Source organism: Methylobacterium phyllosphaerae, assembly GCF_001936175.1.
GTDB classification, from domain to species: Bacteria; Pseudomonadota; Alphaproteobacteria; order Rhizobiales; family Beijerinckiaceae; genus Methylobacterium; species Methylobacterium fujisawaense.
In genome coordinates, this window is record NZ_CP015367.1 from 599,769 (window position 1) to 622,757 (window position 22,989).

General features: G+C 71.8%; 21 protein-coding genes. 12 read left to right on the forward strand and 9 right to left on the reverse strand.

Annotated features, from left to right (window positions below; translation table 11 throughout):
- The first annotated feature begins 238 nt into the window (after nucleotides 1–238).
- Entirely contained in the window at nucleotides 239–1,483 is a 1,245-nt protein-coding gene (locus MCBMB27_RS02860; RefSeq protein WP_083683329.1) for a complex I NDUFA9 subunit family protein, read from the forward strand.
- 26 nt (nucleotides 1,484–1,509) lie between these two features.
- Nucleotides 1,510–2,526 (forward strand): NAD-dependent epimerase/dehydratase family protein, encoded by a 1,017-nt coding sequence (locus MCBMB27_RS02865; protein ID WP_075379803.1) that lies wholly within the window; start codon nucleotides 1,510–1,512, stop codon nucleotides 2,524–2,526.
- A gap of 28 nt (nucleotides 2,527–2,554) precedes the next feature.
- Here MCBMB27_RS02865 and MCBMB27_RS02870 read toward each other — a convergent pair whose 3' ends face one another.
- The gene (locus MCBMB27_RS02870; protein ID WP_075379804.1) at nucleotides 2,555–3,334 is read right to left on the reverse strand and encodes a class I SAM-dependent methyltransferase; all 780 of its coding nucleotides are present in this window, start codon (nucleotides 3,332–3,334) and stop codon (nucleotides 2,555–2,557) included.
- Nucleotides 3,335–3,422: 88 nt separating this feature from the next.
- On the opposite strand from MCBMB27_RS02870, the gene MCBMB27_RS02875 reads away from it, so the two are divergent.
- Nucleotides 3,423–3,878 (forward strand): Rrf2 family transcriptional regulator, encoded by a 456-nt coding sequence (locus MCBMB27_RS02875; protein WP_075379805.1) that lies wholly within the window; start codon nucleotides 3,423–3,425, stop codon nucleotides 3,876–3,878.
- A 74-nt stretch (nucleotides 3,879–3,952) separates the two neighbouring features.
- Nucleotides 3,953–4,330, forward strand: a complete 378-nt coding sequence (locus MCBMB27_RS02880; protein ID WP_043345852.1) for a PH domain-containing protein — start codon at nucleotides 3,953–3,955, stop codon at nucleotides 4,328–4,330.
- 97 nt (nucleotides 4,331–4,427) lie between these two features.
- Here the strand turns inward: MCBMB27_RS02880 and MCBMB27_RS02885 are convergent, their stop codons facing one another.
- From MCBMB27_RS02885 to MCBMB27_RS02900, 4 genes are all read right to left on the reverse strand, one after another.
- Entirely contained in the window at nucleotides 4,428–5,633 is a 1,206-nt protein-coding gene (locus MCBMB27_RS02885; RefSeq protein WP_053609203.1) for a CaiB/BaiF CoA transferase family protein, read from the reverse strand.
- Nucleotides 5,634–5,644: 11 nt separating this feature from the next.
- The gene (locus tag MCBMB27_RS02890) at nucleotides 5,645–6,460 is read right to left on the reverse strand and encodes an IclR family transcriptional regulator (RefSeq protein ID WP_051976095.1); all 816 of its coding nucleotides are present in this window, start codon (nucleotides 6,458–6,460) and stop codon (nucleotides 5,645–5,647) included.
- 8 nt (nucleotides 6,461–6,468) lie between these two features.
- Nucleotides 6,469–7,224 carry an enoyl-CoA hydratase-related protein gene (locus MCBMB27_RS02895; RefSeq protein ID WP_075379806.1) on the reverse strand — a complete coding sequence of 252 codons (756 nt, stop codon included), beginning with the start codon at nucleotides 7,222–7,224 and terminating at the stop codon, nucleotides 6,469–6,471.
- A gap of 86 nt (nucleotides 7,225–7,310) precedes the next feature.
- Nucleotides 7,311–8,327, reverse strand: a complete 1,017-nt coding sequence (locus tag MCBMB27_RS02900) for an NAD(P)H-dependent flavin oxidoreductase (RefSeq protein WP_170861890.1) — start codon at nucleotides 8,325–8,327, stop codon at nucleotides 7,311–7,313.
- 346 nt (nucleotides 8,328–8,673) lie between these two features.
- On the opposite strand from MCBMB27_RS02900, the gene MCBMB27_RS02905 reads away from it, so the two are divergent.
- The 4 genes from MCBMB27_RS02905 to MCBMB27_RS02920 all read left to right on the forward strand — a co-directional run bounded on the left by MCBMB27_RS02905 (nucleotide 8,674) and on the right by MCBMB27_RS02920 (nucleotide 14,703).
- Nucleotides 8,674–10,746, forward strand: a complete 2,073-nt coding sequence (locus MCBMB27_RS02905; RefSeq protein ID WP_075379807.1) for a 3-hydroxyacyl-CoA dehydrogenase NAD-binding domain-containing protein — start codon at nucleotides 8,674–8,676, stop codon at nucleotides 10,744–10,746.
- 166 nt (nucleotides 10,747–10,912) lie between these two features.
- Nucleotides 10,913–12,100 (forward strand): acetyl-CoA C-acyltransferase, encoded by a 1,188-nt coding sequence (locus MCBMB27_RS02910; protein ID WP_075379808.1) that lies wholly within the window; start codon nucleotides 10,913–10,915, stop codon nucleotides 12,098–12,100.
- 4 nt (nucleotides 12,101–12,104) lie between these two features.
- Nucleotides 12,105–13,301, forward strand: coding sequence for an acyl-CoA dehydrogenase family protein (locus MCBMB27_RS02915; RefSeq protein ID WP_075379809.1), 1,197 nt, complete (start codon nucleotides 12,105–12,107; stop codon nucleotides 13,299–13,301).
- Between the two features lie 247 nt (nucleotides 13,302–13,548).
- Nucleotides 13,549–14,703 carry an acyl-CoA dehydrogenase family protein gene (locus MCBMB27_RS02920; RefSeq protein ID WP_075379810.1) on the forward strand — a complete coding sequence of 385 codons (1,155 nt, stop codon included), beginning with the start codon at nucleotides 13,549–13,551 and terminating at the stop codon, nucleotides 14,701–14,703.
- Nucleotides 14,704–14,835: 132 nt separating this feature from the next.
- Here the strand turns inward: MCBMB27_RS02920 and MCBMB27_RS02925 are convergent, their stop codons facing one another.
- The 4 genes from MCBMB27_RS02925 to MCBMB27_RS02940 form a co-directional block, all read right to left on the reverse strand.
- A complete protein-coding gene (locus tag MCBMB27_RS02925) occupies nucleotides 14,836–15,708 on the reverse strand; it encodes a tetratricopeptide repeat protein (RefSeq protein ID WP_043347979.1) in 873 nt (290 codons plus the stop codon).
- A gap of 331 nt (nucleotides 15,709–16,039) precedes the next feature.
- Nucleotides 16,040–17,152 (reverse strand): 5-(carboxyamino)imidazole ribonucleotide synthase, encoded by a 1,113-nt coding sequence (locus tag MCBMB27_RS02930; protein WP_075379811.1) that lies wholly within the window; start codon nucleotides 17,150–17,152, stop codon nucleotides 16,040–16,042.
- Nucleotides 17,149–17,646 carry a 5-(carboxyamino)imidazole ribonucleotide mutase gene (purE, locus tag MCBMB27_RS02935; RefSeq protein ID WP_043756154.1) on the reverse strand — a complete coding sequence of 166 codons (498 nt, stop codon included), beginning with the start codon at nucleotides 17,644–17,646 and terminating at the stop codon, nucleotides 17,149–17,151. The genes MCBMB27_RS02930 and purE overlap by 4 nt, the downstream gene beginning before the upstream one ends.
- A 78-nt stretch (nucleotides 17,647–17,724) precedes the next feature.
- Nucleotides 17,725–17,985, reverse strand: a complete 261-nt coding sequence (locus MCBMB27_RS02940; protein WP_078947082.1) for a YdcH family protein — start codon at nucleotides 17,983–17,985, stop codon at nucleotides 17,725–17,727.
- Nucleotides 17,986–18,116: 131 nt separating this feature from the next.
- Here MCBMB27_RS02940 and MCBMB27_RS02945 point away from each other — a divergent pair, with 131 nt between their 5' ends.
- The 4 genes from MCBMB27_RS02945 (at nucleotide 18,117) to MCBMB27_RS02960 (ending at nucleotide 22,977) form a co-directional block, all read left to right on the forward strand.
- Nucleotides 18,117–18,299, forward strand: coding sequence for a YdcH family protein (locus MCBMB27_RS02945; RefSeq protein WP_043347966.1), 183 nt, complete (start codon nucleotides 18,117–18,119; stop codon nucleotides 18,297–18,299).
- A gap of 446 nt (nucleotides 18,300–18,745) precedes the next feature.
- Entirely contained in the window at nucleotides 18,746–20,671 is a 1,926-nt protein-coding gene (locus MCBMB27_RS02950; protein WP_091955412.1) for a propionyl-CoA synthetase, read from the forward strand.
- A gap of 523 nt (nucleotides 20,672–21,194) precedes the next feature.
- Complete coding sequence (locus MCBMB27_RS02955) at nucleotides 21,195–21,614, forward strand: CopG family transcriptional regulator (protein WP_075379812.1); 420 nt, start codon at nucleotides 21,195–21,197, stop codon at nucleotides 21,612–21,614.
- Nucleotides 21,615–21,834: 220 nt separating this feature from the next.
- Nucleotides 21,835–22,977 carry an extracellular catalytic domain type 1 short-chain-length polyhydroxyalkanoate depolymerase gene (locus tag MCBMB27_RS02960; protein WP_418287732.1) on the forward strand — a complete coding sequence of 381 codons (1,143 nt, stop codon included), beginning with the start codon at nucleotides 21,835–21,837 and terminating at the stop codon, nucleotides 22,975–22,977.
- Nucleotides 22,978–22,989 lie beyond the last annotated feature (12 nt).

Genomic DNA, 22,989 nt, shown 5'->3' on the forward strand with positions numbered 1-22,989 from the left:
TCATCGAAGTCCCCGGCGCGTCCCATCCGCGCGATTCGGCAGGGCCGTATGGTGGGGAAGAATGCGTGGCGGCCGCACCCGTTCCAGCGTCCGGCCCTCTGCCGCGCCGGTCATCGGCCCCACGCTGTTCACCGGAATGGCGCGGCGGCTCATTCGGCGGCTCCCATCGCGCCGAAGTTAGGCTAAGTAGGCCGCCTGACGGCGCCCCGGGGCGCGCGAGGAGCTCGAGACCACGGCGATGAGCGGCCAAGAGAACACGACGGCGCCCGCGGCGGCGCACACGAGTCCGGAGACGCAGTCCGCATCCGCCGCCACGCCGGGGCTCCTGCGTCCGCAGGACCAGCTCGTGACGATCTACGGCGGCTCCGGCTTCCTGGGACGGCACGTGGTGCGGGCGCTGGCCAAGCGCGGCTACCGGATCCGCGTCGCGGTGCGCCGGCCGGACCTCGCGTTGTTCCTGCAGCCCCTGGGGAAGGTCAACCAGATCGTGGCCGTCCAGGCCAACCTGCGCTACCCGGACTCGGTGGTCCGGGCCGCCGAGCGGTCGGACGTGCTGATCAACCTCGTCGGCATCCTGCAGGAGACCGGCTCCCAGAGCTTCGCGCGGCTGCAGGTCGACGGGGCCGAGGCGATCGCCCGCGCCGCGGCGCGCCAGGGCGCCCGGATGATCCACGTCTCGGCGATCGGGGCCGATCCGGCCTCGCCGTCGGTCTACGCGCGCACCAAGGCAGAGGGCGAGGCGCGGGTCTTCGCCGCCTGTCCGGACGCGGTGGTGTTCCGGCCCTCGCTGATCTTCGGGCCCGGCGACAGCTTCTTCAACCGCTTCGCCGGCCTCGCCCGGGCGCTTCCGGTTCTCCCGCTCGCCGGCGGCCAGTCCCGCTTCCAGCCGGCCTTCGTGGGCGATGTCGCCGAGGCGATCGCCCGCGCGGTCGACGGCACCGTGGCGCCCGGCAAGGTCTACGAACTCGGCGGCCCGGAGGTGGGCACGCTGGAGCACTTCGTGCGCTACATGCTGAAGACGATCCGGCGGAAGCGGGTGGTCGTGGACCTGCCTGCGCCGGCGGCCAAGCTCCAGGCCCGCATGCTGGAGATCGCCGACACCCTGACCTTCGGCCTGCTGCCGGATTCGCTGAAGCTGACCCGCGATCAGGTGACGCTGCTTCAGAACGACAACGTCGTCTCGGAGGCCGCCAAGGCCGAGGGTCGGACTTTCGAAGGCATCGGCATCACGCCGACCGCCGCCGAGGCGGTGGTGCCGGGCTATCTCTGGACCTTCCGCAAGGCGGGGCAGTTCGCCACCGACCAGGACGAGTCGCACCTGTCCGAGGTGCCGGACACGCTGGCATCGAAACCCCTGGCGGCCGGCTCTCAGCATCGGCCCCAGACCGCCTCCGGCCCGGCGATCGGCGCCGATGCCGGCAGCTCGCCGGGGGCCGGGCAGGGCAGCAGGGGCGTGCGCTGGGGAACTCGGAAACCGGGCTAGGTGACGGCCCGCGCCCGGATCGCGCCATGAGCGCGCCCTCCCTCCACGAATCCGGCGGCCCGGCCGCGCGGCGCATCCTCGTCACCGGGGCGGCCGGCTTCGTGGGCGGCCACGTCCTGCCGCTCCTGGCGACGATGAGCGCGGGAGCGGGCGATTGCGTGGCCGGGATCGGGCGGGGGCGGGCGCCGCACCTGCCGGAGGGCGTCAGCTACGCGGCGATTGATCTCCTCGACGAAGCCGCGCTCAGCGGCTTCGTGGCGCGATTCCGGCCGACCGCGATCCTCCATCTGGCGGGCCTCGCCTCGGTGGCGGATTCCGCCAGCGGCCCGGGCCAGACGTGGCGGGTCAACGTCAACGGCCTGATGAACCTCGTGGCCGCGGTGGAGGCGGTGCCGGGCTGCACCTTCTTCTTCGTCAGTTCCGGCGAAGTCTACGGCAGCGCCTTCCTGGCGGGCCATGCCCTCAGCGAGGCGGTCGAGCCCTTGCCGCGCAACACCTACGCCCGGTCGAAATGGGTGGGCGAGCAGCTGCTCCGCGACCTGCTGCCCCGGATCGGCGTGAAGCTCGTCGTGCTGCGGCCGTTCAACCATATCGGCCCCGGCCAGGACGAGCGCTTCGTCGTGGCCTCCTTCGCGGGCCAGATCGCCCGGATCGAGGCCGGCGTCGTGCCGCCCTGCCTGGAGGTTGGCAACCTCTCCTCCTACCGCGACTTCCTCGACGTCGCCGACGTGGCGAACGCCTACGCCGACCTGATCGGCCGGGCGGACGCCCTGGCGGACGGGAGCGTGTTCAACATCAGCTCGGGCCAGCCGCGGACGATCGCCAGCGTCCTCGAGGACCTGCGCGCCCGGGCCCGGGTCCCGTTCGAGATCCGCATCGCTCCGGAGCGCGTGCGCCCGACCGAGATTCCTCTGGCCGCGGGCGATGCCGGCCGCCTCCACGCTGCCACCGGCTGGCAGCCGCGGGTCTCGTGGGACGCGGCCCTGACCCGGGTGCTGGACGACGCGCGGGCGCGGCTGGCGGACGCGCGCAAATCCGGCTGAGGCGCAGGATTTGGCGCCACCGCGGCGCTCAGCGCTCCGCGACGGCGATCAGGGCGGTCGAGGGGATCGGCAGGACGGGTCGACCGCCCGCCATGCGCCGCGCCTCCGCGATCACCGCGGCCCGGTCGGCCGCGCTCAGGTCGACCCAGTCCGGCGACAGGCCGAACACCGTGTCGGGGTCGTCGAGCATGGCGACGTCGAGCGCGTAGTCGAAGGTCACCCGGTCGATCCGGGGGGCTGCGTACCCGGCCGCGACCAGCGCCCGGGTGAACCCCGCCGGATCGCCGAGCGCGCGCACCCCTTCGGGCATCGCCCGGCTCTCGCGCTCGGGGAACAGCCTGCGGCGGATCTCGCCGAGCAGCAGGAACGTCGCCGCGCCCTGGTCCTGCCACGTGGCCACGACGCCCGATCCCCCGGGCCGCGTCACGCGCGCCATCTCGGCGAGGCCCTTCCGCCAGTCGGGGAACATGATCACCCCGAAGATCGAGAACACCGCGTCGAAGCCACCGTCGGGTAGGGCGAGGGCCTGTCCGTCCATGACCCGCGCGTCGACATTGGGCAGTCTCGCCCCGGCGATGCGCGCGACCATGCCGGGCGAGAAGTCGACCGCGAGGACCTGCGCCCCCGTCCGCGCCGCGGCCAGCGCGAGGGCACCGGTGCCCGCCGCGACGTCGAGGACGCGGCTGCTTCCGGTCAGCGGCACCCGCGCGAGCGCCGCCTCGGCGAAGCGCGCCGTGAACGGATGGGCGGTCGTCTCGTAGTGCTCGGCGACCCTGTCCCACCGATCCAGGTTCTCGAACTCGCGCACCGCTTCAGCTCCGCGCCATCACGTAACTTGATAAGTATCGTGATGGCGCACGGTTGCCAATCCCGAGTCCGGTGTGATGGATCGACGGGTGCGCACCGACAGCCGCCTCTCCCGAACGCTCCATGTGCTGCTTCACATGGCGCGCCACGACGGACCGATGACGTCCGAGGCGATCGGGCGGATGCTCGGGACGAATCCCGTGGTCGTCCGCCGCACGATGGCCGGGCTCCGGAACGCGGGCTACGTGACGTCGGAGAAGGGGCACGGCGGCGGATGGACCATCGCGGCGGACCTGAACGCGGTCTCGCTGCTCGACATCCACCGCGCGGTCGGCGGGCCCCGCATCTTCGCGATCGGCAGCGATCGCGCGAACCCGGCCTGCGCCGTCGAGAAGGTCGTCAACGCGGCGGTCGAGGACACGCTGCGCGAGGCCGAGGCTCTTCTGATCACGCGGCTCGGTTCCGTCAGCCTCGCCGAGCTCGCGCGAAGCTTCGACGCCCGGTGCCGGTCCGAGGGGGCATCGGACAGCTCGACCTGCACGTGACGGCGGGCGCTTGCCGCGCCGACGGTCGGGCGCCATGCTCCGCCTTGACGCGGACCAGCACGAGATGATCGGCCATGGGCCTTCTGGACGGATTGCTCGGACACGGCTCGGCCGTCGATGCGGCCTCCCTGGAGCGCCGGCTCGACGGCATCCTGATCGACGGCGAGACGGCGCGGCTCGCCTTCAAGATCATCCGGGACGTGTTCGTGTTCACCGAGCGCCGCGTCATCCTGATCGACGTCCAGGGCGTGACCGGCAGCAAGGTCGAGTTCCTGTCGGTGCCGTACCGCGCGATCGTGCGCTTCTCGGTCGAGACCGCCGGTACGTTCGACCTCGACGCCGAGTTGAAGATCTGGGTCTCGGGCGCGGCGGAGCCGATCCAGCGGACCTTGAAGAAGGGCGCGGACATCCGGGGCATCCAGCGGGCCCTGGCCGAAGGCGTGCTGCGCTAGCCCACGGCGCGACCGCGCGGATGATGGCCCGCTCCGACCCGCGGCGAGCCGTCCACGGCACGCGACGGCAGGAGGCGACCTGCAGGAGGCGACCTGCCTACCGGACCACGCCCTTGACCCGCAGCGCGTCGCGCGCGCCCTCCGGATAGTCCAGCTCCTCGGCCAGGATCTCGGCGCTCGAATCCCCGAGGCCCGGCGGCATGCGCCGCACCGGCAGCCGGCGGCCGTCGAGCCGATAGGGCGGGGCAATGACGTGGGCATTGCCGGGCGCCGTCACCACCAACCCGGCCTCCTGGGCCCGGTCGCAGGTGAGCGCCTCGCGCAGGCCCATCACCTCGCCGCAGGGGATGCCCGCGGCCCTGAGCCGCGCGATCAGCGGCGCGCGCTCCCACTTGGCGAGCTCCGCCTCCAGCACCGGGATGAAGGCGGCGCGGTTGCGCGATCGGTCGAGGTTGGTGGCGAAGCGCGGGTCGGCGACCCAGTCCGGCCGCTCCAGCACCTGCTCGCAGAATCGGCGGTACTGCCCGTTGTTGCCGACCGTGATCACCACCGGCCCGTCGCCGGCCTCGAACACCCCGTAGGGCACGATCGAGGGATGGGCATTGCCGTAGCGGGGCGGATCGATGCCCCGGGCCAGCGCCTCCAGGCCGTAATAGGAGGTCAGCGCAACGCCGCAATCGAACAGAGCGAGGTCGATCGTCTTGCCCCGTCCGGTCCGCTCCCGCTGGTACAGGGCCGCCAGCACGGCCTGGGCCGCGAACTGCCCGGTGAACAGATCGACCGCCGCGACCCCGAACTTGAGCGGCGGCCCTCCAGCCTCGCCGTTGAGCGCCATCACACCGGATTCACCCTGCACGACGAGGTCGTAGCCGGGTCGTCCGGCCTCAGAGCCGTCGGAACTGTAGCCGGCGATCGAGCAGTAGATCAGGCCGGAATTCTCCGCCGACAGGTCGCCGTAGCCGAGGCCGAGCTTCTCGGCCCCGCCGGTCTTGAAGTTCTGCACCAGGACATCGCTCTCGCGCGCGAGCGCCTTGACGATCGCCAGCCCGTCCGGGGTGGCGAGATCGATACCGATGGAGCGCTTGTTGCGGTTCACGCTGTCGAAATACGAGGTGTTGCCGGGGCTCGTGGGCACGCCCCAGTCGCGGGTATCATCGCCGCGCTCCGGGTGCTCGATCTTGATCACGTCGGCGCCGAGATCGCCCAGCACCTGCGCGCACCACGGCCCCGCCAGGACCCGGGACAGGTCGAGGACGCGGATCCCGGCGAGCGGCAGGTCGTCGGTGGCGGATTCGGCATCCATCGCGGACATCCTCAGGCTCCCATGACGCCGTCGAGGCTGCGGACGGCTGCGATGAGTCTCGGGCGCGCCACCTCCATGAGGAAGCGTGCGTCGGTGATGACGGTGGGGGCGCCGCAATTGACCGACATAGGCGGCAGGCCGCCGCCGGGATGGAACCCCACCGCGATGGCGCAGACGGTTTCCTGCCACTCGCCGAACGAGGTGCAGCAGCCGATCTCCCGATGCTCGGCCACGGCCCGGTCGAGACCGGCCCGGAGCGCGGGCCAGGCGACCGGGTCCAGGGCCTTCAGGTCCTCGTAAATGCCCTCGCGCTCGCGATCCGTGCAGATTGCCACGTAGGCCCGGCCCATGGCGCTGCGGGCGAGGGAGATGCGCGAGCCGGTATCGAGGTTGAGCGAGATCGCCGCCGGGCCGCGCTGGCAATCAACGTAGCGCATGCTTAGACGGTCGCGGACGCCGAGTCCCACCGAGGCGTTGGCGGCTTCGGCCACGGCGCGGAGCACGGGCCGGGCGATGCCGCGGACGTCGAGGCCTCCGAGAGCCGCCGAGCTGAGCGCGATCGTCGCCGTGCCGAGGCGGTAGCGGCCGATCTCGGGCAAATGCTGCAGGTAGCCGAGCTTGGTCAGCGTGTAGGTGAGCCGTGATACGGTGGAGCGCGGCAGGCCGCAGGCCTCCGCGATGTCGTGGTTGGCGAGGCTCGTGCGCCCCGGACCGAAGCAGGCCAGCACCGACAGCCCCCGCGCGAGGGCCGTCACGAAGTGCCGATCCTCCTTCGCGCCGAGTCCGGCGGTGTCGGGATCGGCCAGCAGGGCCGCGTCCGCATCCATCCGCGCCCTCATCGGTGCAGGAACGCCGCGAAGGCCGCCTGCGCCTCCGGGGCGCGGCGGAGCGCGTGGAAGACCTCCGCCTCCTCGCCGAGCGTCCGGACAACAGCTTCCTCGTGGCCACGGCGCAGGGCCTGCTTGGTGGCGGCGATCGAGAGCGGGGGCAGGGCCGCGAGCGCGCGCGCCTTGCCCAGGGCGGTCTCCAGCGCCGTCCCCGCCGGGACGGCGGCGTTGACGAGGCCCGCCGCGGCGGCCTCCGCGGCCGTGAAGGGCTCGCCGAGCATCAGGAGTTCGGCGGCGCGCTTCGAACCCGCCACCAGGGGCAGCAGGTAGCTCGATCCGCCCTCCGGGCTGAGGCCGAGCGCCGTGAAGGGCAGGCGGAACCGGGCGCCGTCCCCCGCATAGGCGAGATCGCAATGAAGCAGCAGCGTCGTGCCGATCCCGACCGCATGGCCCTCCACGGCCGCCAGGACTGGCTTCGGGCAGGCGCGCAGAGCCTTGAGGAAGGTCAGGCCGGGGCTGTCGCCGCCGGTCTCGACGTCCTGAAAATCCTTGAGATCGTTGCCGGCGGTGAAGCAGCCGCCGGCGCCGGTGAGCACGACGGCGCGCACCGCCTCGTCCCGGGCCACGGCCTCGATTGCCGCGGTCAGGCCCGCATAGGTCGCCCGATCGAGGGCGTTGCGCCGCTCCGGTCGATCGATGGTGATGAGCCGGATCCCGGGCTCCGGGGCGGCGACGCGCAGGTTCGGGGGGGCGGATTCACACATCACAGGCGCGCCCCCGTCTCCCGAGCAGGCCGCTGTCCCCTCGCCGGACAGGCAACGGGCGGCGAGAGGCGGATACACCCGGACGCTCACGGCACGGCCTCGCCCGCGTACTCCGCCGACAGGCCGGCCATCCGCCCCCGCGCCGCCGCGTATTCCCGCGCGAGACGGGCCACGAGGTCGGCGGTGGCCGGCGCGTCCGCGATGGTGCCGACGCCCTGGCCCGCGCCCCAGACGTCCCGCCACGCCTTCACGCCGCCGCTGCCGAAATTCATCGCGGTCTTGTCGCGCACCGGCAGCGCCTCGGGATCGAGCCCGGCGGCGCGGATGCTGGGCGTCAGGTAGTTGCCCGGCACGCCGGTGAAGTAGGGGGTGTAGAGGATGTCGGCGGCCGCGCTGCCGGCGATCATGTCCTTGTAGGCGGGGGCGGCGTTCGCCTCCCGGGTGGCGATGAACCGGGTGCCCATGTAGGCGAGGTCGGCCCCCATGGCCTGGGCGGCCAGGATCGCCGCGCCCGAGGTGATCGCCCCCGAGAGGATCAGCGGACCGCCGTAGAACCGCCGGATCTCGCCGACGAGGGCGAAGGGGCTCAGCGTGCCGGCATGCCCGCCCGCGCCGGCGCAGACGAGGATCAGCCCGTCGACCCCGGCCTCCAGCGCCTTCTCGGCATGGCGCACGGTGGTGACGTCGTGGAAGACCACGCCGCCATAGGCGTGAACCGGGCGGATCACCGCGTCGGGCGCCCGCAGCGAGGTGATGATGATCGGCACCCGGTGCCGGACGCAGGCCTCGACGTCCTGGGCCAGCCGGTCGTTGGACGCGTGGACGATCTGATTCACCGCGAAGGGCGCGACCTTGCACGACGGGTCGGCCGCCCGGGCCTCCGCCAGCGTTCGCGTGATCCGCGTGAGCCATTCGTCGAGCAGAGCGGCGGGCCGGGCATTGAGCGCCGGGAACGAGCCGACCACGCCGGACAGGCACTGGGCGATCACCAGTTCCGGCCCGGAGACGATGAACATCGGCGCGCAGATCACCGGCAGGGCGAGGCGTCCGCGCAGGGCTTCGGGCAGGCGCCCGGACAGGGTCTGCTCGGGACCGTCGCTCACCGCCCGCTCCCTGCCGCCCGATTCCGCGCCGGACAGGCGCTCCCGGGCCGCTCGCCCCGATGGATGCCACGCACCGCGATCCTCCCCTGCTTCGGGCAGCCCGATCATCGCTCACCCGGCGGCGACCGCAACCGAGTCCCGCCCGGGGCCGTTTTGATGACATGGCGCCGGGGCGCGGGTCAAACGGCAGCATCCGTCTATTTCTGCAATGCAGAATGATCGGTTCGGAGATGACGTCAGCCGCAGACGAGTCACGGCCCTCGCTTGACGCTCGCGTCGACCCGGACCAACATTCATCCAACGTGCAGACCATTATTCTGCATTGCAGAATGACAGGGAGTGTTGTGTGGTTCGTCAGGAGGTCGATGGCGGCGTGGCCGTGCTCACGCTCGCCAACCCGCCGGTCAACGCGCTCGGTGCCGCGTTGCGGGCCGCCCTCGACGGGGCCCTGGACCAGGCCATCGCGGACGAATCGGTCCGCGCGATTGTGCTGGCCGCCGAGGGTAAGGTGTTCGTCGGCGGGGCCGACATCACCGAGTTCGGCAAGCCGCAGCAGCCGCCGAGCCTGCCCGACATCCTGGACCGCCTCGATGCCAGCCTGAAGCCCGTGGTGGCGGCCATCAACGGCGTGGCCCTCGGCGGCGGCCTCGAACTGGCGATGGCCTGCCACGGCCGGGTCGCGGCGCCCGCCGTCAAGCTCGGCCTGCCGGAGATCAAGCTCGGGATCATCCCGGGGGCGGGGGGCACGCAGCGCCTGCCGCGCCTGATCGGCCCCGACGCCGCCTTCCCGATGATGCTCACCGGCGAGCCCGTCTCCGCCGAGAAGGCGGCGGCGCTCGGCATCGTCGACGCCGTGGTCCTGGGCGACCTCGTGGCGGAGGCCCGGACCCGGGCCCTGGAGCTGGCCGATGCGGGCCGCCTCCCGCGGGTGCGCGACCGGTCGGAGAAGCTCACGCCGGAGGCCCGGGAGCGGTTCGAGAGCCTGGCCGCCGAGGCGGTGAAGCGGGATCCCGACGCCACCAACGTCCACGCCCTGGTGCGGGCCGTGCGCGCCGGCCTGGAGCAGGATTTCGACGCCGCCGTCGCGGTGGAGCGGGCCGAGTTCCGCACCCTGGTGGAGGATCCGCGCTCGAAGGCCCTGCGCTACGCCTTCTTCGCCGAGCGCGAGGCGGCCCGCGTCCCCGGCCTGCCGAAGGACACGCCCCGCCGCCCCGTCCGGACGGCGGCGGTGATCGGCGCCGGCACGATGGGCGGCGGGATCGCCATGTGCTTCGCCAATGCCGGCATCCCCGTGACGGTGATCGAAACGGAGGCCGGTGCCCTGGAGCGCGGTCTCGACCGGGTGAGGGGCCTCTATGCCGGCTCGGCCAAGCGCGGCTCGATCACCGAGGCGCAGCGCGACGAGCGGGTCGGCCGGATCACGGGGGCGATCGGCCTGGAGAACGCCGCGGAGGCCGACATCGTCATCGAAGCAGCCTTCGAGGACATGGGCGTCAAGCGGGAGATTTTTTCCAAGCTCGACGCCATCGCCAAACCTGGCGCGATCCTGGCCACCAACACCTCCTACCTCGACGTGAACGCCATCGCGGCGGTGACGAGCCGGCCGCAGGACGTGCTCGGCCTGCACTTCTTCAGCCCCGCCAACGTCATGCGCCTCGTGGAGGTAGTCCGGGCCGAGAAGACCGCGCCGGACGTGCTCGCCACCGCCCTGGATCTCGGCAAGCGCCTCAACAAGCTGCCGGTGACGGTGGGGGTCTGCTTCGGCTTCGTCGGCAACCGCATGCTGGAGCGCCGCAGCCGCGCCGGCGAGCGCCTGCTGCTCGAGGGGGCGCTGCCGCACGAGGTCGACACGGCGGTGACCGGTTTCGGCTTCCGGATGGGCCCCTTCGCCATGAGCGATCTCGCGGGGCTCGATATCGGCTGGCGCTCGCGCAAGGATTTCGGCGGCCGGGCGCCGGTCGCCGATTCGCTGGCCGAGCAGGGCCGCTACGGCCAGAAGACCGGCCGCGGCTTCTACCTCTACCCGGACGGCGCCCGCACCGGCACCCGCGACCCGGACGCGGAGGCCCTGATCGCCCGCGTCGCCGCCGAGCACGGCATCGCGCGCCGCAGCTTCACGCCGGACGAGATCGTGGCGCGGCTGATGTACCCGATGGTCAACGAGGGCGCGCGGATCCTGGAGGAGGGCATCGCGGCCCGGCCGGGCGACATCGATACGATCTGGATCAACGGCTACAACTGGCCGGCCTGGCGCGGCGGCCCGATGCACTGGGCCGATACGGTCGGGCTGCGGACGGTCGCCGAGGCGCTGTCCCGCTTCGCGGCCGAGACCGGCGACGACAGCCAGGAACCAGCGCCGCTCCTGAAGCGCCTCGCCGCCGAGGGCGGCCGCTTCGCCGACTGGAAGGCTTCGGCCTGATGCCGTGTCGGTTCGCGCCAACCAAGTCCCGGCTTCGAAAGGTCCGGGACCTTTCGCGGGTGCAGGGCAGCGCCCTGCCGACGGCCGAGGCCGCATCCGTCGGAGCCTCGCCCCGACACCCCACCAAAGGGCGTGACGCCCTTTGGGAACCCCAGAGGATTCCGGCATGACCGACGCGGTGATCGTCGCGACTGCTCGCACGCCCATCGGCAAGGCCCATCGCGGCGCGCTGAACCTCACCCGCGGCGCCGATCTGGCCGCCCACGCGATCCGCGGCGCCCTGGACCGGGCGCGGCTGGAGCCGGAGGCGGTCGAGGAGGTGGTGCTCGGCTGCGGCTATCCGGAGAACGCCACGGGCGGCAACGTCGCCCGCCATGCCGCCCTGGTGGCCGGGATCCCGGTCGAGTCGGCCGGCGTCACGGTCTCGCGCTTCTGCGCCTCGGGCCTGGAGGCGATCGCCAGCGCGGCCCGAAGGATCATCCTCGACGGCGTGCCGGTGGCTGTGGCCGGCGGCGTCGAGTCGATCAGCCTCGTGCAGCCCAAGGTCCAGCGGGAATTGACTCGCAACGCGTGGCTGGAGGCGCATCTGCCGGCGATCTACATGCCGATGATCGAGACCGCCGACATCGTGGCGGAGCGCTACCGGATCTCCCGGGAGGCGCAGGACCTCTTCGCCCTGGAGAGCCAGCGCCGCACCGCCGCCGCGCAGGAACGCGGATTGTTCGACGACGAGATCGTCCCGATGAGCGCCGTTATGGTGGTGACCGACAAGGCCACCGGCGAGATCCGGGAGGTCGAGACCCGGCTCGCCAAGGACGAGGGCAACCGGCCGGACACGACCCTGGAGGGTCTCGCCAAGCTCAAGCCCGTGCGCGGGGAGGGGGCCTTCATCACGGCGGGCAATGCCAGCCAGCTCTCGGACGGGGCCTCGGCCAGCGTGCTGATGTCGGCCGACGAGGCGGCGCGGCGCGGCCTCGAGCCCCTCGGCATCTTCCGGGGCTTCGCCTCGGCCGGGTGCGGGCCGGACGAGATGGGCATCGGCCCCGTCTTCGCGGTGCCGCGGCTCCTGGAGCGGCAGGGTCTGCGCGTCTCCGACATCGACCTGTGGGAGCTGAACGAGGCCTTCGCGTCCCAGTCGGTCTACTGCCGCGACCGGCTCGGGATCGACCCGGACACGGTCAACGTCAACGGCGGCGCCATCGCGGTCGGCCACCCGTTCGGCATGTCGGGGGCGCGGCTCGTGGGCCACGCCCTGCTGGAAGGCCGCCGCCGCGGCGCGCGCTACGCCGTGGTGACCGTGTGCGTCGCCGGCGGCCAGGGCTGTGCCGGCCTGTTCGAGATCGCCCGGAGCTGAACCGATGGACCTGCGCTTCACCGACGAGGAAATCGCGTTCCGCGACGAGGTCCGGAACTTCTGCCGAACGGAGATCCCAGCCGAGATCCGGAAGAAAGTCTCGGAGGGGCGCAGCCTCTCGAAGGACGACTACGTCACCAGCCAGCGGATCCTCAACGCCAAGGGCTGGGCGGTGCCGCACTGGCCGCAGGAATTTGGCGGCCGGGATTGGAGCCCGATCCAGCGCTACATCTACACGGAGGAGCTGTTCCAGGCGGCGGTACCCCTGCCGCAGCAGTTCAACTGCTACATGTTCGGCCCGGTGCTGGCGACCTTCGGCCGGCAGGACCAGAAGGAGCGCTTTCTCCCCCGCGCTGCCAATCTCGACGATTGGTGGTGCCAGGGCTTCTCCGAGCCTGGGGCCGGCTCCGACCTCGCCTCGCTGAAGACCAAGGCCGTGCGCGACGGCGACCACTACGTCGTCGACGGCCAGAAGACCTGGACGACGCTCGGCCAGCACGCCGACTGGATCTTCTGCCTGGTCCGCACCGACTTCGAGGCCAAGAAGCAGCGGGGCATCTCCTTTCTCCTGATCGACATGACGACGCCCGGCATCACCGTGCGCCCGATCCTCACCCTGGAGGGCCGGCACGAGGTCAACGAGGTCTTCTTCGATTCCGTGCGCGTGCCGGTGGAGAACCTCGTTGGCGAGGAGAACAAGGGCTGGGACTACGCGAAATTCCTGCTCGCCAACGAGCGGACCGGCATCGCCCGGATCGGGCTCACCAAGGAGCGGATCGCCCGGATCAAGCGCCTCGCCCGGGAAATGCCGGCCGGACCCGGCACGATGTGGGACGATCCCGCCTTCCGGTCCCGCGTCGCGGAGGTCGAGGTCGAGCTGAAGGCCCTGGAGATCACCCAGATGCGGGTGGCGGCCAAGCAGGGCCGGGCGGATTCGGTGGAGCCGGACCCCGCCTCCTCGCTCCTCAAGATCCGCGGCTCGCAGCTCCAGCAGGCGGCGACGGAGCTGCTGGTGGAGCTCGCCGGGCCGTTCGCGCTCGCCGCCCCGGCACGCGGGGCAGGGGCCAACAACCTGCCCGGGGGCTTCGACTGGGTCGATGCGGCGGCGCCGAGCTATTTCAACAACCGCAAGGTCTCGATCTACGGCGGCTCGAACGAGATCCAGCACAACGTCATCGCCAAGGGCATTCTGGGTTTGTGAGACGATCCCGGATCCGCTTGCAGGCTTGAGAAACGCGGCGGTCGCGGCCTCGGCTCTCCCTCCCCCCTCTGCGGGGGAGGGTGGCCCCCGAAGGGGGTCGGGAGAGGGGAGCGACGTTTCAGGACGCGGCACGCCCTTCATGCCGGTTGCGCCCTGTCCTGCAGCCGGGTTCCCCTCTCCCGGCCCCTGCTGACGCAGGGGCCACCCTCCCCCGCAGAGGGGGGAAGGAACGTCCGAGGACACCACCATGGATTTCGACCTGAACGAGGACCAGTCGCTCCTGCGCGACAGCGTCGAGCGGCTGGCCGCCGATCTCTACCCGTCCCTGGAAAGCCGGCAGGCGCGGCTCAAGGCGCCGCTCGGCTTCCCCGCGGAGGGCTGGGCGGCTTTTTCCGAACTCGGCGTCACGGGACTGCCCTTCTCGGACGAGGACGGCGGCCTCGGCGGCGGCCCGGTCGAGACCATGCTGGTCATGGAGGCGGTCGGCCGCAACCTCGTGGTCGAGCCGCTGCTGGCGAGCCTCGTTCTCGGCTCGACGGCCCTGCGGCTCGGCGGCAGCGCCGCGCAGAAGGCGCGCCTCGTTCCCGACTTGGTCTCCGGTGACCTGCGCCTGACCCTCGCCCACACCGAGCGCCAGTCCCGCTATGACCTCGCCGACGTGGCGACCACGGCCCGACGCTCCGGCGACGGTTTCGTGCTGAGCGGGGCCAAGAGCGTCGTACCCAACGCCGACGCGGCCGGCCTGATGGTGGTCTCCGCCCGCGTGTCGGGGGAGCGGCGCGACGCGAAGGGGATCGGCCTGTTCCTGGTCCCGGCCGACGCTGCCGGCGTCGCGATCGAGGCCTACCCGACGCAGGATGGCGGCCGGGCCGCGGAGGTGTCCTTGTCGGAGGTGCCCCTGCCCGACGACGCGGCGCTGGGCGATCCCGAAGCCGGCCTGCCGCTGCTGGAGCGGGTGGTGGAGCACGGGATCGCGGGGCTCGCCGCCGAGGCGGTGGGCTCCATGGACGCGCTCCACACGCTCACGGTCGAGTACCTCAAGACCCGCAAGCAGTTCGGCGTCAGCGTCGGCTCGTTCCAGGCGCTGCAGCACCGGGCGGTGGACATGCTGATCCAGCTGGAGCAGGCCCGCTCGATGGCCCTCTACGCCGCCATGATGGTCGACACGCCGGATGCGGCGGCGCGTGCGGCGGCCCTATCGGCCGTGAAGGTCCAGATCAACAAGGCCTGCCGGTATGTCGGCCAGGAGGCCGTGCAGCTCCACGGCGGCATCGGCATGACCCTCGAGTATATCGGCGCCCACCACTTCAAGCGGCTCGCCATGATCGAGTACCAGCTCGGCGACACCGCCCATCACCTGCGCCGCATCACGCAGGACGCGAACGGACTGCTCGCGGCGTAACCCACGCGGACAAGGGGCTTCCAAAGGGCGTGCCCTTTGGTGGGGTGTCGGGGTGAAACCCCGACGAACAGGTCTCCGCCCCAGGCAGGGGAGGCGGAGACCTTGTGAAACCGCCTTCAGACCGTCGAGCGGTCAGTTGAACAGCGAGCCGACCCCACCCTGCACCCGGCCGAGGCCGGCGCGGGCGACGGAGTTGTTCGGATCGATCGTCGCTGCGCGCTGGTAGTTCTCCATCGCCTCCTTGCGCTGGCCCGACTTCTCGTAGGCCAGGCCGCGATAGGCCCAGGAGGTGGCGTCCTTGTTGTTGACATTGAGGGCCGCGTTGTAGTCCTCGATCGCCTTCGGGTACTGGTTCGTGGCGATCAGGCTCTGGCCGCGTGCGGCGTAGGGCGCGGACTTGAAGGGGTCGCGGTCGATGGCGGCGTCGAAATCGGCGATCGCCTGCGTGTCCTGACCCTGCTTCTGCCGCACGAGGCCGCGGGCATGATAGGCCTCGGCCGATTCCGGCATCAGCCGGATCGCGACGTTGAGGTCGTTGAGCGCCTGGTCGAGGTTGCCCTGGGCGCGCTCGACATTGGCGCGGCCGATATAGGCCGGGCCGTAATTCGGATCGATCCCGATCGCCTTGGTGAAGTCCTGCAGGGCAGGGCCGTCGCGGCCGATCTGGCGGCTCGCCAGGGCGCGATTGTTGTAGGCGGAGGCGGAGTTCGGATCGAGCTGGATCGCCTTGGTGAAGTCGGCGATGGCATCGTTGAACTGGCCGGCGCGGGCATAGGCGGCGCCGCGGGTGTTGTAGGCGGCCGCGTCGTTCGGGTTGCGCTGCACGACCTCGGTCAGGGAGGCGATGTTGACGTTCGTGGCCCCCGTGGTGTCCTTCTCGAGGACCGCGTATTGCCGCGGGCCGGCCGCGCTCCCGACGGTCTCGCAGCCCGCGAGGCCGGCGGCCGAGACCATGGCTGCGCCGATCAGTGCCGTCTTTCGTCCCAGCCCGTTGCGTACGTTCATTGCCCCACTCTCCCCGAGGCGTCGCCCGCCTTGCGCGTGCCCGCCTCGCCCCTCACAGTCCAAGAGCCCGCGCCGTGCGCCGGGCACGCCCGAATCCGGGGCACCGTCGCGCATCACGGTGAAGGCCGGCTTAAGAAGCGCCGCGTCGTGATCCGGCCCCCGCCCGTCCCGGGGACGAAGGCGGTGCAGGCGGAATCGATCGACAGCATTCGGAACCGACCACGCTGTGGTGGAAGCGGTGGGATGTGGCGAAGGTATGGCTCGACGGTTCCGGGACGCCGCAGGCGGGCTTCCGACCGCCATGCGACGATGCAGGTGTGCCTTCGAAGCCTCAGGAACCGGCCGGGACGGGCCCGAGGCGGGTCACGTGACCCATCTTCCGGCCGGGACGCGCCTCGCCCTTGCCGTAGAGGTGCAGATGGGCGCCGGGCTCGGCCAGCAGGGCGTGCCAGTCGTCGGCCTGGGCACCGATCAGGTTGCGCATCTCCACCGGCAGGCCGCCGACCCGGCCCGGATCGCCCAGCGGCCAGCCGCAGATGGCCCGCACGTGCTGGGCGAATTGCGAGGTCAGCGCCCCCTCGCTGGTCCAGTGACCGGAATTGTGGACCCGGGGCGCGATCTCGTTGACCACGAGCCGCTCCGCCCCGTCCTCGCGGACGAGGAACATCTCGACGGCGAGGACGCCGACATAGTCGAGGGCGTCGGCGATCCGACGGGCGATCTCGAGGGCGATGCGTCCCGTCTCCGGGGCCACGCCCGGGGCCGGCACCCGCGTCAGAGCGAGGATGTGATCGCGGTGCTCGTTCTCGCACAGGTCGTAGGCCGCGAAGCTGCCGTCGCGCCCGCGGGCGCCCACCACGGAGACCTCGCGCTCGAACGGCACGAAGCCCTCCAGGATCAGCGGCGCGCCGCCGAACTCGGCGAACAGGGCGTTGCGGTCGCCCTCGGCCCGCTCGCGGAGCATGCGCTGCCCCTTGCCGTCGTAGCCGAAGCGGCGGGTCTTGAGCACCGCCGGCAGGCCGATCACCTCGATCGCCCGGTCGAGATCGTCGGGCGTGTCCACCGCCCGGAACGGCGCCGTCGGGATGCCCAGCCCGTTGATGAATTCCTTCTCGGAGAGGCGGTCCTGCGTGGTCGAGAGCGCCCGCGCGTTCGGGTGCAGGGCGGCGTGCCGGGCCAGGATGTCGGCCGTGGCGTGCGGGATATTCTCGAACTCGTAGGTCACGACATCGACGCTGCGCGCGAAGGCGGCCAGCGCCTCGGCATCGTCGTAGGCCGCGCAGGTGGTCCGGGCGGCCACGTCGAAGGCGGGGCTGTCCGCGTCGGGGGCGTAGACGTGCGCCTTGAGGCCGTAATCGGCCGCCGCCAGCGCGATCATGCGCCCGAGTTGGCCTCCACCGACGATGCCGAGGGTGGAGCCGGGGCCGAGGATCTTGTCCGTCACGCGTTCTCTTCCGTCACCGGCCGTTCGGCCACCGAGGCGGTCTGGGCCGCGCGCCACGCCTCCAGGCGCTCCGCCAGATCCGGATCGGAGAGCGCCAGGACGGCGGCGGCGAGCAGGGCCGCGTTGATGGCCCCGGCCCGGCCGATCGCCAGGGTCCCCACCGGGATGCCCGCCGGCATCTGGACGATCGAGAGGAGGCTGTCCTGGCCAGACAGGGCCTTGGATTCCACCGGGACGCCGAAGACCGGCAGGCGGGTCATCGCGGCCGCCATGCCGGGCAGGTGCGCGGCGCCGCCCGCCCCCGCGATCACGACCTTGAGGCCGGCCGCGACCGCGCCTTTGGCGAAGGCCACAAGCCGGTCCGGCGTGCGGTGGGCCGACACGATGCGCGCGTCGTAGGGTACGCCGAGGGCATCGAGCGTCTCGGCGGCATGCCGCATGGTCGCCCAGTCGGACTGGCTGCCCATGATGATCGCGACCGGAGGCGACGCCATCGTTGATCCCGGAAAAAGAGGGCGCTTACAGGCGGTGCGGGCCCGCGGCAAGGCGCGACCCGAAGACGTCCACCGACATCAGGCGATGATGTCCGGCGTGAGCGCGTCCTCGATGTGGAAGATGCGGTCACGCAGGGTGAGCTTGCGCTTCTTCAGACGCTGGATCTGGAGCTGGTCGCCAGCCACGCTGCGCTCCAGCGCCTCGATGGCACCGTCGAGATCCCGGTGCTCCTCGCGCAGCCGCGCCAGTTCGCCCAGGAGGTCCGACTGCGCACTCTCACCCGCCTCGTCCGCCATCGTCACCTGAGGACCCGAAGACCGTTCATGGCCCGAGAGCATGCGTCACGCTCCGGCGCCGGACAAGACGGCGCGGTAAGCAATCATCAGACTTAGCAGCAGAAAACGCTTCGACAGGTCCGGCATCTTGTGCCAATCTCGATGTGTCGAAACGATGACAGGAGATTCGGCTCATGTCGCTGCAGACGCATCTGAACCAACTCGCCCGGAAGCACGAAGCCCTCGAGCGTGAGATTCAGGAAGCGATCCACAGGCCTTCGGCGAACGACCTTCACATCGCCGAGATGAAGCGACGGAAACTCCTTCTCAAGGACGAGATCAACAGGCTGCAGGCGAACGGCAATACGCTGCACTGAGCCCCTGATCCGTCCGCACGCATAGCAGAAACGGCACGACAGCTGCCGCCGCATCGGGAGACCGGTGTGGCGGTTTTGCGTTCTGCGACCGCTCGTTTGGAGAAACGGCCGCCTCGGGATCGCCGATCCGGGCGGGCGTCGTGCTCTCGCGGATGTGACCCCGGAGCCTTGGCGACGGGGCGCCTGCCGCGCCCGCACGCCCGGGGATCGAAACAGACGACCCGCGACCTCCCGGCAGATGCGTTTCCCGCCGGCCACGCCGAGGCGCCCGGCTTCGAAGCCGCCGATCCGGGATGCATCCGGCGAACGCGTCACGGAGCACCCCGATCGCGCGAGCGAAGGCGCGCGGGGGTTCCGGCGACCCACAACCGGCCTCACACCCGCGGAAGAATGCGCTACTCTGGGCCCCGCCGCCGGAGAGCGGCCCGCGAGGAAACGCCGAACTGATGACGAGAGCCAGCCTGCCGGGCCGCTACCCGGACATCTACGATTCGGCCCGCCGCGCCCCGGAGACCTTCTGGCTCGGCGCTGCGCAAGCGCTCGACTGGGCGCATGTCCCGCAGCGGGCCTTCGCGCCGGATTCCGGCCCCTACGGCCGCTGGTTTCCGGACGGCACCCTGAACGCCTGCCACAATGCCGTGGACCGTCACGCCGACGGAGCGCGGGCGGATCAGGTGGCGATCCGCTACGATTCGCCCGTCACCGGGACCAAGCGCAGCATCACCTACCGCGCGTTGCGCGACGAGGTGGCGGTACTGGCCGCCGTCCTCGCCGGCCTCGGCGTCGGCAAGGGCGACCGGGTGATCCTCTACATGCCGATGGTGCCCGAGGCCCTGTTCGGCATGCTGGCCTGCGCACGGCTCGGCGCGGTGCATTCGGTCGTGTTCGGCGGCTTCGCGGCCAACGAGCTGGCGGTGCGGATCGAGGACGCGGCGCCGAAGGTGGTGCTCGCCGCCTCCTGCGGGATCGAGCCGAACCGCGTGGTCGCCTACAAGCCGCTCCTCGACGCGGCGATCGCGGCCTCGCGCCACAAGCCGGAAGCCTGCCTGATCCTGCAGCGCCCGCAGGCCGCCGCGACGCTCATGCCGGAGCGGGACCGCGACTGGGCCGAGACCGTGGCGGCCGCCCGTGCGGCGGGGCAGCGGGCGGCCTGCGTGCCGGTCGCCGCCACCGACCCGCTCTACATCCTCTACACCTCCGGGACGACCGGGAAGCCCAAGGGCGTGGTCCGCGATACCGGCGGCTACCTCGTCGCCCTCGCGTGGTCGATGCCGAACCTCTACGGCGTCCAGCCCGGCGAGACCTATTTCTGCGCCTCCGACATCGGCTGGGTCGTCGGGCACTCCTACATCGTCTACGCGCCGCTCCTGCACGGCTGCACCACGGTCCTGTACGAGGGCAAGCCGGTGGGCACGCCGGATGCCGGCGCATTCTGGCGGGTCGTCGCCGAGTACGGGGTCGTGTGCCTGTTCACCGCGCCGACGGCGCTGCGGGCCATCAAGAAGGAGGATTCCGCCGGCGCCCGGATCGCCGATTACGACCTCTCCGCCTTCCGCAGCCTGTTCCTCGCGGGCGAGCGCGCCGATCCCGATTCGGTCGCCTGGGCCGAGCGGGTGCTGAACCGGCCGGTGATCGACCATTGGTGGCAGACCGAGACCGGCTGGCCGATCGCCGGCAACCCGATGGGTCTCGGCCTTCTGCCGGTGAAGCACGGTAGCACCTGCGTGCCGATGCCGGGCTACCGGGTCGAGGTGCTGGACGAGGGCGGCAAACCGGTCCCGGCCGGGACCATGGGCACCATCGCGATCCGCCTGCCCCTGCCCCCCGGCTGCCTGCCGACGCTCTGGGGCTCGGACGCGCGCATGCGGTCGAGCTACCTTTCCACGTTCCCTGGCTACTACGACACCTCGGATGCCGGGGTGATCGACGCGGACGGCTACATCACGGTGCTGGGACGCACCGACGACATCATCAACGTCGCCGGGCACCGCCTGTCCACCGGCGGCATGGAGGCGGTGCTGGCGGGCCATCCGGACGTGGCCGAGTGCGCGGTCATCGGCATCCGGGACGCCCTGAAGGGCGAAGTCCCCTGTGGCTTCGTGGTGCTCAAGGCCGGCGTCGACCGGCCGACCGAGACGATCGAGCGGGAACTCGTGGCCAAGGTGCGCGACGAGATCGGCCCCGTGGCGGCGTTCAAGCTGGCCCTCACCGTGCCGCGGCTGCCCAAGACCCGCTCGGGCAAGATCCTGCGGGCCACCATGAAGCGCATCGCCGACCACGAGCCCTGGACGATGCCGGCGACGATCGACGACGCCGCGGCCCTCGACGAGATCGACGAGAGCCTGAAGGGACGGGGAATCGGCGCCGATTGAGGCGCCGGACGGTCCCGCGATCGGGACAGGCGCCGAGTCCAGGCGGCTCTCCCCGCGCGGCGCCGGGTCACGGCGCGGCCCAACCGCATCCTGCGGGTAGAGCCGGAGCGGCGGTGAGGGGCGCGATGCAGGATGCGGCCGCCCTGACCCGCCGTCGCCCCTCTGCGGCCGCCGCGCTCAGCGCGCCTGCGTGATCCGCAGATTTCCGCCCGGCGCCACTGCCCCGGGAACGCAAGTGCGGCCTCCCCCACGCTCAGGGGAAAGGCGACGGGTGGGGGCGGGGCAGATGGCACCGCACCGCTCGAGTCTGCGCCATCCCGCACGGAATCTGCGACCCTGGCACGCTCTGGGACGCCACCACTCCCCGGTGAGAGCGCGCGCGGGCTGCCGGGCAGGTTCCCGGGCCGCATGACCGGCGTGCGCGGCGCTGCCGCCGGTCTCAATACGCCAACGCCCATTGCGCTTCGGATGCCCATAACCATCTCCAGACCATCCAACGGGATGGCCTGGAGACGTTTCGACGATGACCGACACCGCGCGCGACCTCCGTCCGAAGGTGCCGGACAGCGAGAAGATCACGGTCAATCTCGGCTTCGTCGATCTCGGGCGCGTCGACCTGATGGTCCGCGACGGCTTCTACGCCAACCGGGCCGACTTCATCCGCACGGCCGTGCGCAATCAGCTGGACCGGCAGGAGGAGGCGGTCCGGCAATCGGTGGCGCGGCGCCAGCTCCGGCTGGGGCTCTCGCACTTCTCCCGCGCGGACCTGGAAGCGGCTCGGGATGCCGGCTCGCCCCTGCACATCCAGGTCCTGGGCCTCGCCACGATCGCCGCCGACGTCACCCCCGAACTGGCGCGGGCCGCGATCGCGTCCGTGGAGGTCCTGGGTGCCTTCCAGGCCAGCGCCGCCGTCAAGGCGGCACTGGCCGACCGGACCACCTGACCGTCCGCGCCCCGGTCGCGCGGAATCTCCACCCGAACCACGCCGTATGAGGATCCTCCCCATGTTCCGTTTCCCCAAGATTGACCCGTCGAAGCTCGACCTCTCGGCGTTCGGAATGTCGCAATTCGACCCGCACGCCTTCGGATCCGCGACGGCGAAGGGCAGGGGAACGGGGCCAGGAACCGGGCGAAGAACCGGGGCAGCGGACCGGACCGCCCGGATGCAGGACGCGATGGCGCGGTTCCGCCGCGGCCAGGAGGCCGCCGTCGCGCAATGGACCGAGGCACGACGCGGCATGGCAGACCGGCCCGGCACCGCCGGTCATGCCGAGCAGACCCTCGACATGGAGGCGCCGACGGCGGCCGGCGGTGCCTGGACGGCGCCGGATCAAGGCGGCGGTTCGCGACCAGGGACGGCCCCGGACCTGTCGGCGATGTTGCGCGCCCTGCGCGAGCGGCTGCCGAATGCCGGCCCGTCAGCCCGCCGCCCTGCCGCCGAAGTCCCGCCCGGCGCGCGGTTCGAGGATCGCGTTTTCACGGAGGCCGCCGGCAGCCGGGGCTACAAGGTCTACGTCCCGAGCGGCTACCGGGGTCAGGCCCTGCCCGTCATCGTGATGCTGCACGGCTGCACCCAGAACCCCGACGATTTCGCGGCCGGCACGCGGATGAACGCCCTGGCCGAGGAGCAGACGTTCCTGGTCGCCTATCCGGAACAGCCCCCGTCGGCCAACCTGCAGCGCTGCTGGAACTGGTACGCGGCGGGCGACCAAGTCCGCGAGGGCGGCGAGCCGGCGCTGATCGCCGGCATCGCCCGGTCGGTCGTGGCGGAGTTCTCGGCCGATCCCGGCCGGGTCTACGCGGCCGGGCTCTCGGCCGGCGGCGCCGCGGCGGCGATCCTGGCGGCGACCTATCCGGACCTGTTCGCGGCCGTGGGCATCCATTCCGGGCTGGCCTGCGGGGCGGCCCGGGACATGCCCACCGCCTTCGCGGCCATGCAGGGGCAAGGGTCGGCACCGGGGCCGAATCGGCAGGCGGTCCCGACCATCGTGTTCCACGGCGACGGCGACCGAACCGTGCATCCCGTCAATGGCGATCGGGTCGCGGCGCAGGCCGTGCCGGCCCCGGGCCTGGACGAGACGGTCAGCCGGGGCACGAGCCCCGGGGGCATGGCCTATACCCGGACGGTCCGCAGCGACGCGACCGGCCGGCCGGTGCTGGAGCAGTGGGTTCTGCACGGGGCCGGGCACGCCTGGTCGGGCGGAAGTCCCGACGGATCCTACACTGATCCGCGCGGGCCCGATGCCAGCGGCGAGATGGTCCGGTTCTTCCTGGCGCAGGAAGGAGCGTCCGCGGACCGTGACTGACCGTGGCGAGTG

Bases quoted from the DNA above. Each gene is read 5' to 3' on its own strand.
- MCBMB27_RS02885 (WP_053609203.1), bottom strand. From the start codon at position 5,633: ATGGATGCCGAATCCGCCACCGACGACCTGCCGCTCGCCGGGATCCGC.
- MCBMB27_RS02880 (WP_043345852.1), top strand. From the start codon at position 3,953: ATGGGCCTTCTGGACGGATTGCTCGGACACGGCTCGGCCGTCGATGCG.
- purE (WP_043756154.1), bottom strand. From the start codon at position 17,646: ATGGCGTCGCCTCCGGTCGCGATCATCATGGGCAGCCAGTCCGACTGG.
- MCBMB27_RS02960 (WP_418287732.1), top strand. From the start codon at position 21,835: ATGCAGGACGCGATGGCGCGGTTCCGCCGCGGCCAGGAGGCCGCCGTC.
- MCBMB27_RS02915 (WP_075379809.1), top strand. From the start codon at position 12,105: ATGGACCTGCGCTTCACCGACGAGGAAATCGCGTTCCGCGACGAGGTC.
- MCBMB27_RS02860 (WP_083683329.1), top strand. From the start codon at position 239: ATGAGCGGCCAAGAGAACACGACGGCGCCCGCGGCGGCGCACACGAGT.
- MCBMB27_RS02945 (WP_043347966.1), top strand. From the start codon at position 18,117: ATGTCGCTGCAGACGCATCTGAACCAACTCGCCCGGAAGCACGAAGCC.
- MCBMB27_RS02895 (WP_075379806.1), bottom strand. From the start codon at position 7,224: ATGTGTGAATCCGCCCCCCCGAACCTGCGCGTCGCCGCCCCGGAGCCC.
- MCBMB27_RS02940 (WP_078947082.1), bottom strand. From the start codon at position 17,985: ATGCTCTCGGGCCATGAACGGTCTTCGGGTCCTCAGGTGACGATGGCG.
- MCBMB27_RS02925 (WP_043347979.1), bottom strand. From the start codon at position 15,708: ATGAACGTACGCAACGGGCTGGGACGAAAGACGGCACTGATCGGCGCA.
- MCBMB27_RS02955 (WP_075379812.1), top strand. From the start codon at position 21,195: ATGACCGACACCGCGCGCGACCTCCGTCCGAAGGTGCCGGACAGCGAG.
- MCBMB27_RS02950 (WP_091955412.1), top strand. From the start codon at position 18,746: ATGACGAGAGCCAGCCTGCCGGGCCGCTACCCGGACATCTACGATTCG.
- MCBMB27_RS02910 (WP_075379808.1), top strand. From the start codon at position 10,913: ATGACCGACGCGGTGATCGTCGCGACTGCTCGCACGCCCATCGGCAAG.
- MCBMB27_RS02920 (WP_075379810.1), top strand. From the start codon at position 13,549: ATGGATTTCGACCTGAACGAGGACCAGTCGCTCCTGCGCGACAGCGTC.
- MCBMB27_RS02890 (WP_051976095.1), bottom strand. From the start codon at position 6,460: ATGGATGCGGACGCGGCCCTGCTGGCCGATCCCGACACCGCCGGACTC.
- MCBMB27_RS02865 (WP_075379803.1), top strand. From the start codon at position 1,510: ATGAGCGCGCCCTCCCTCCACGAATCCGGCGGCCCGGCCGCGCGGCGC.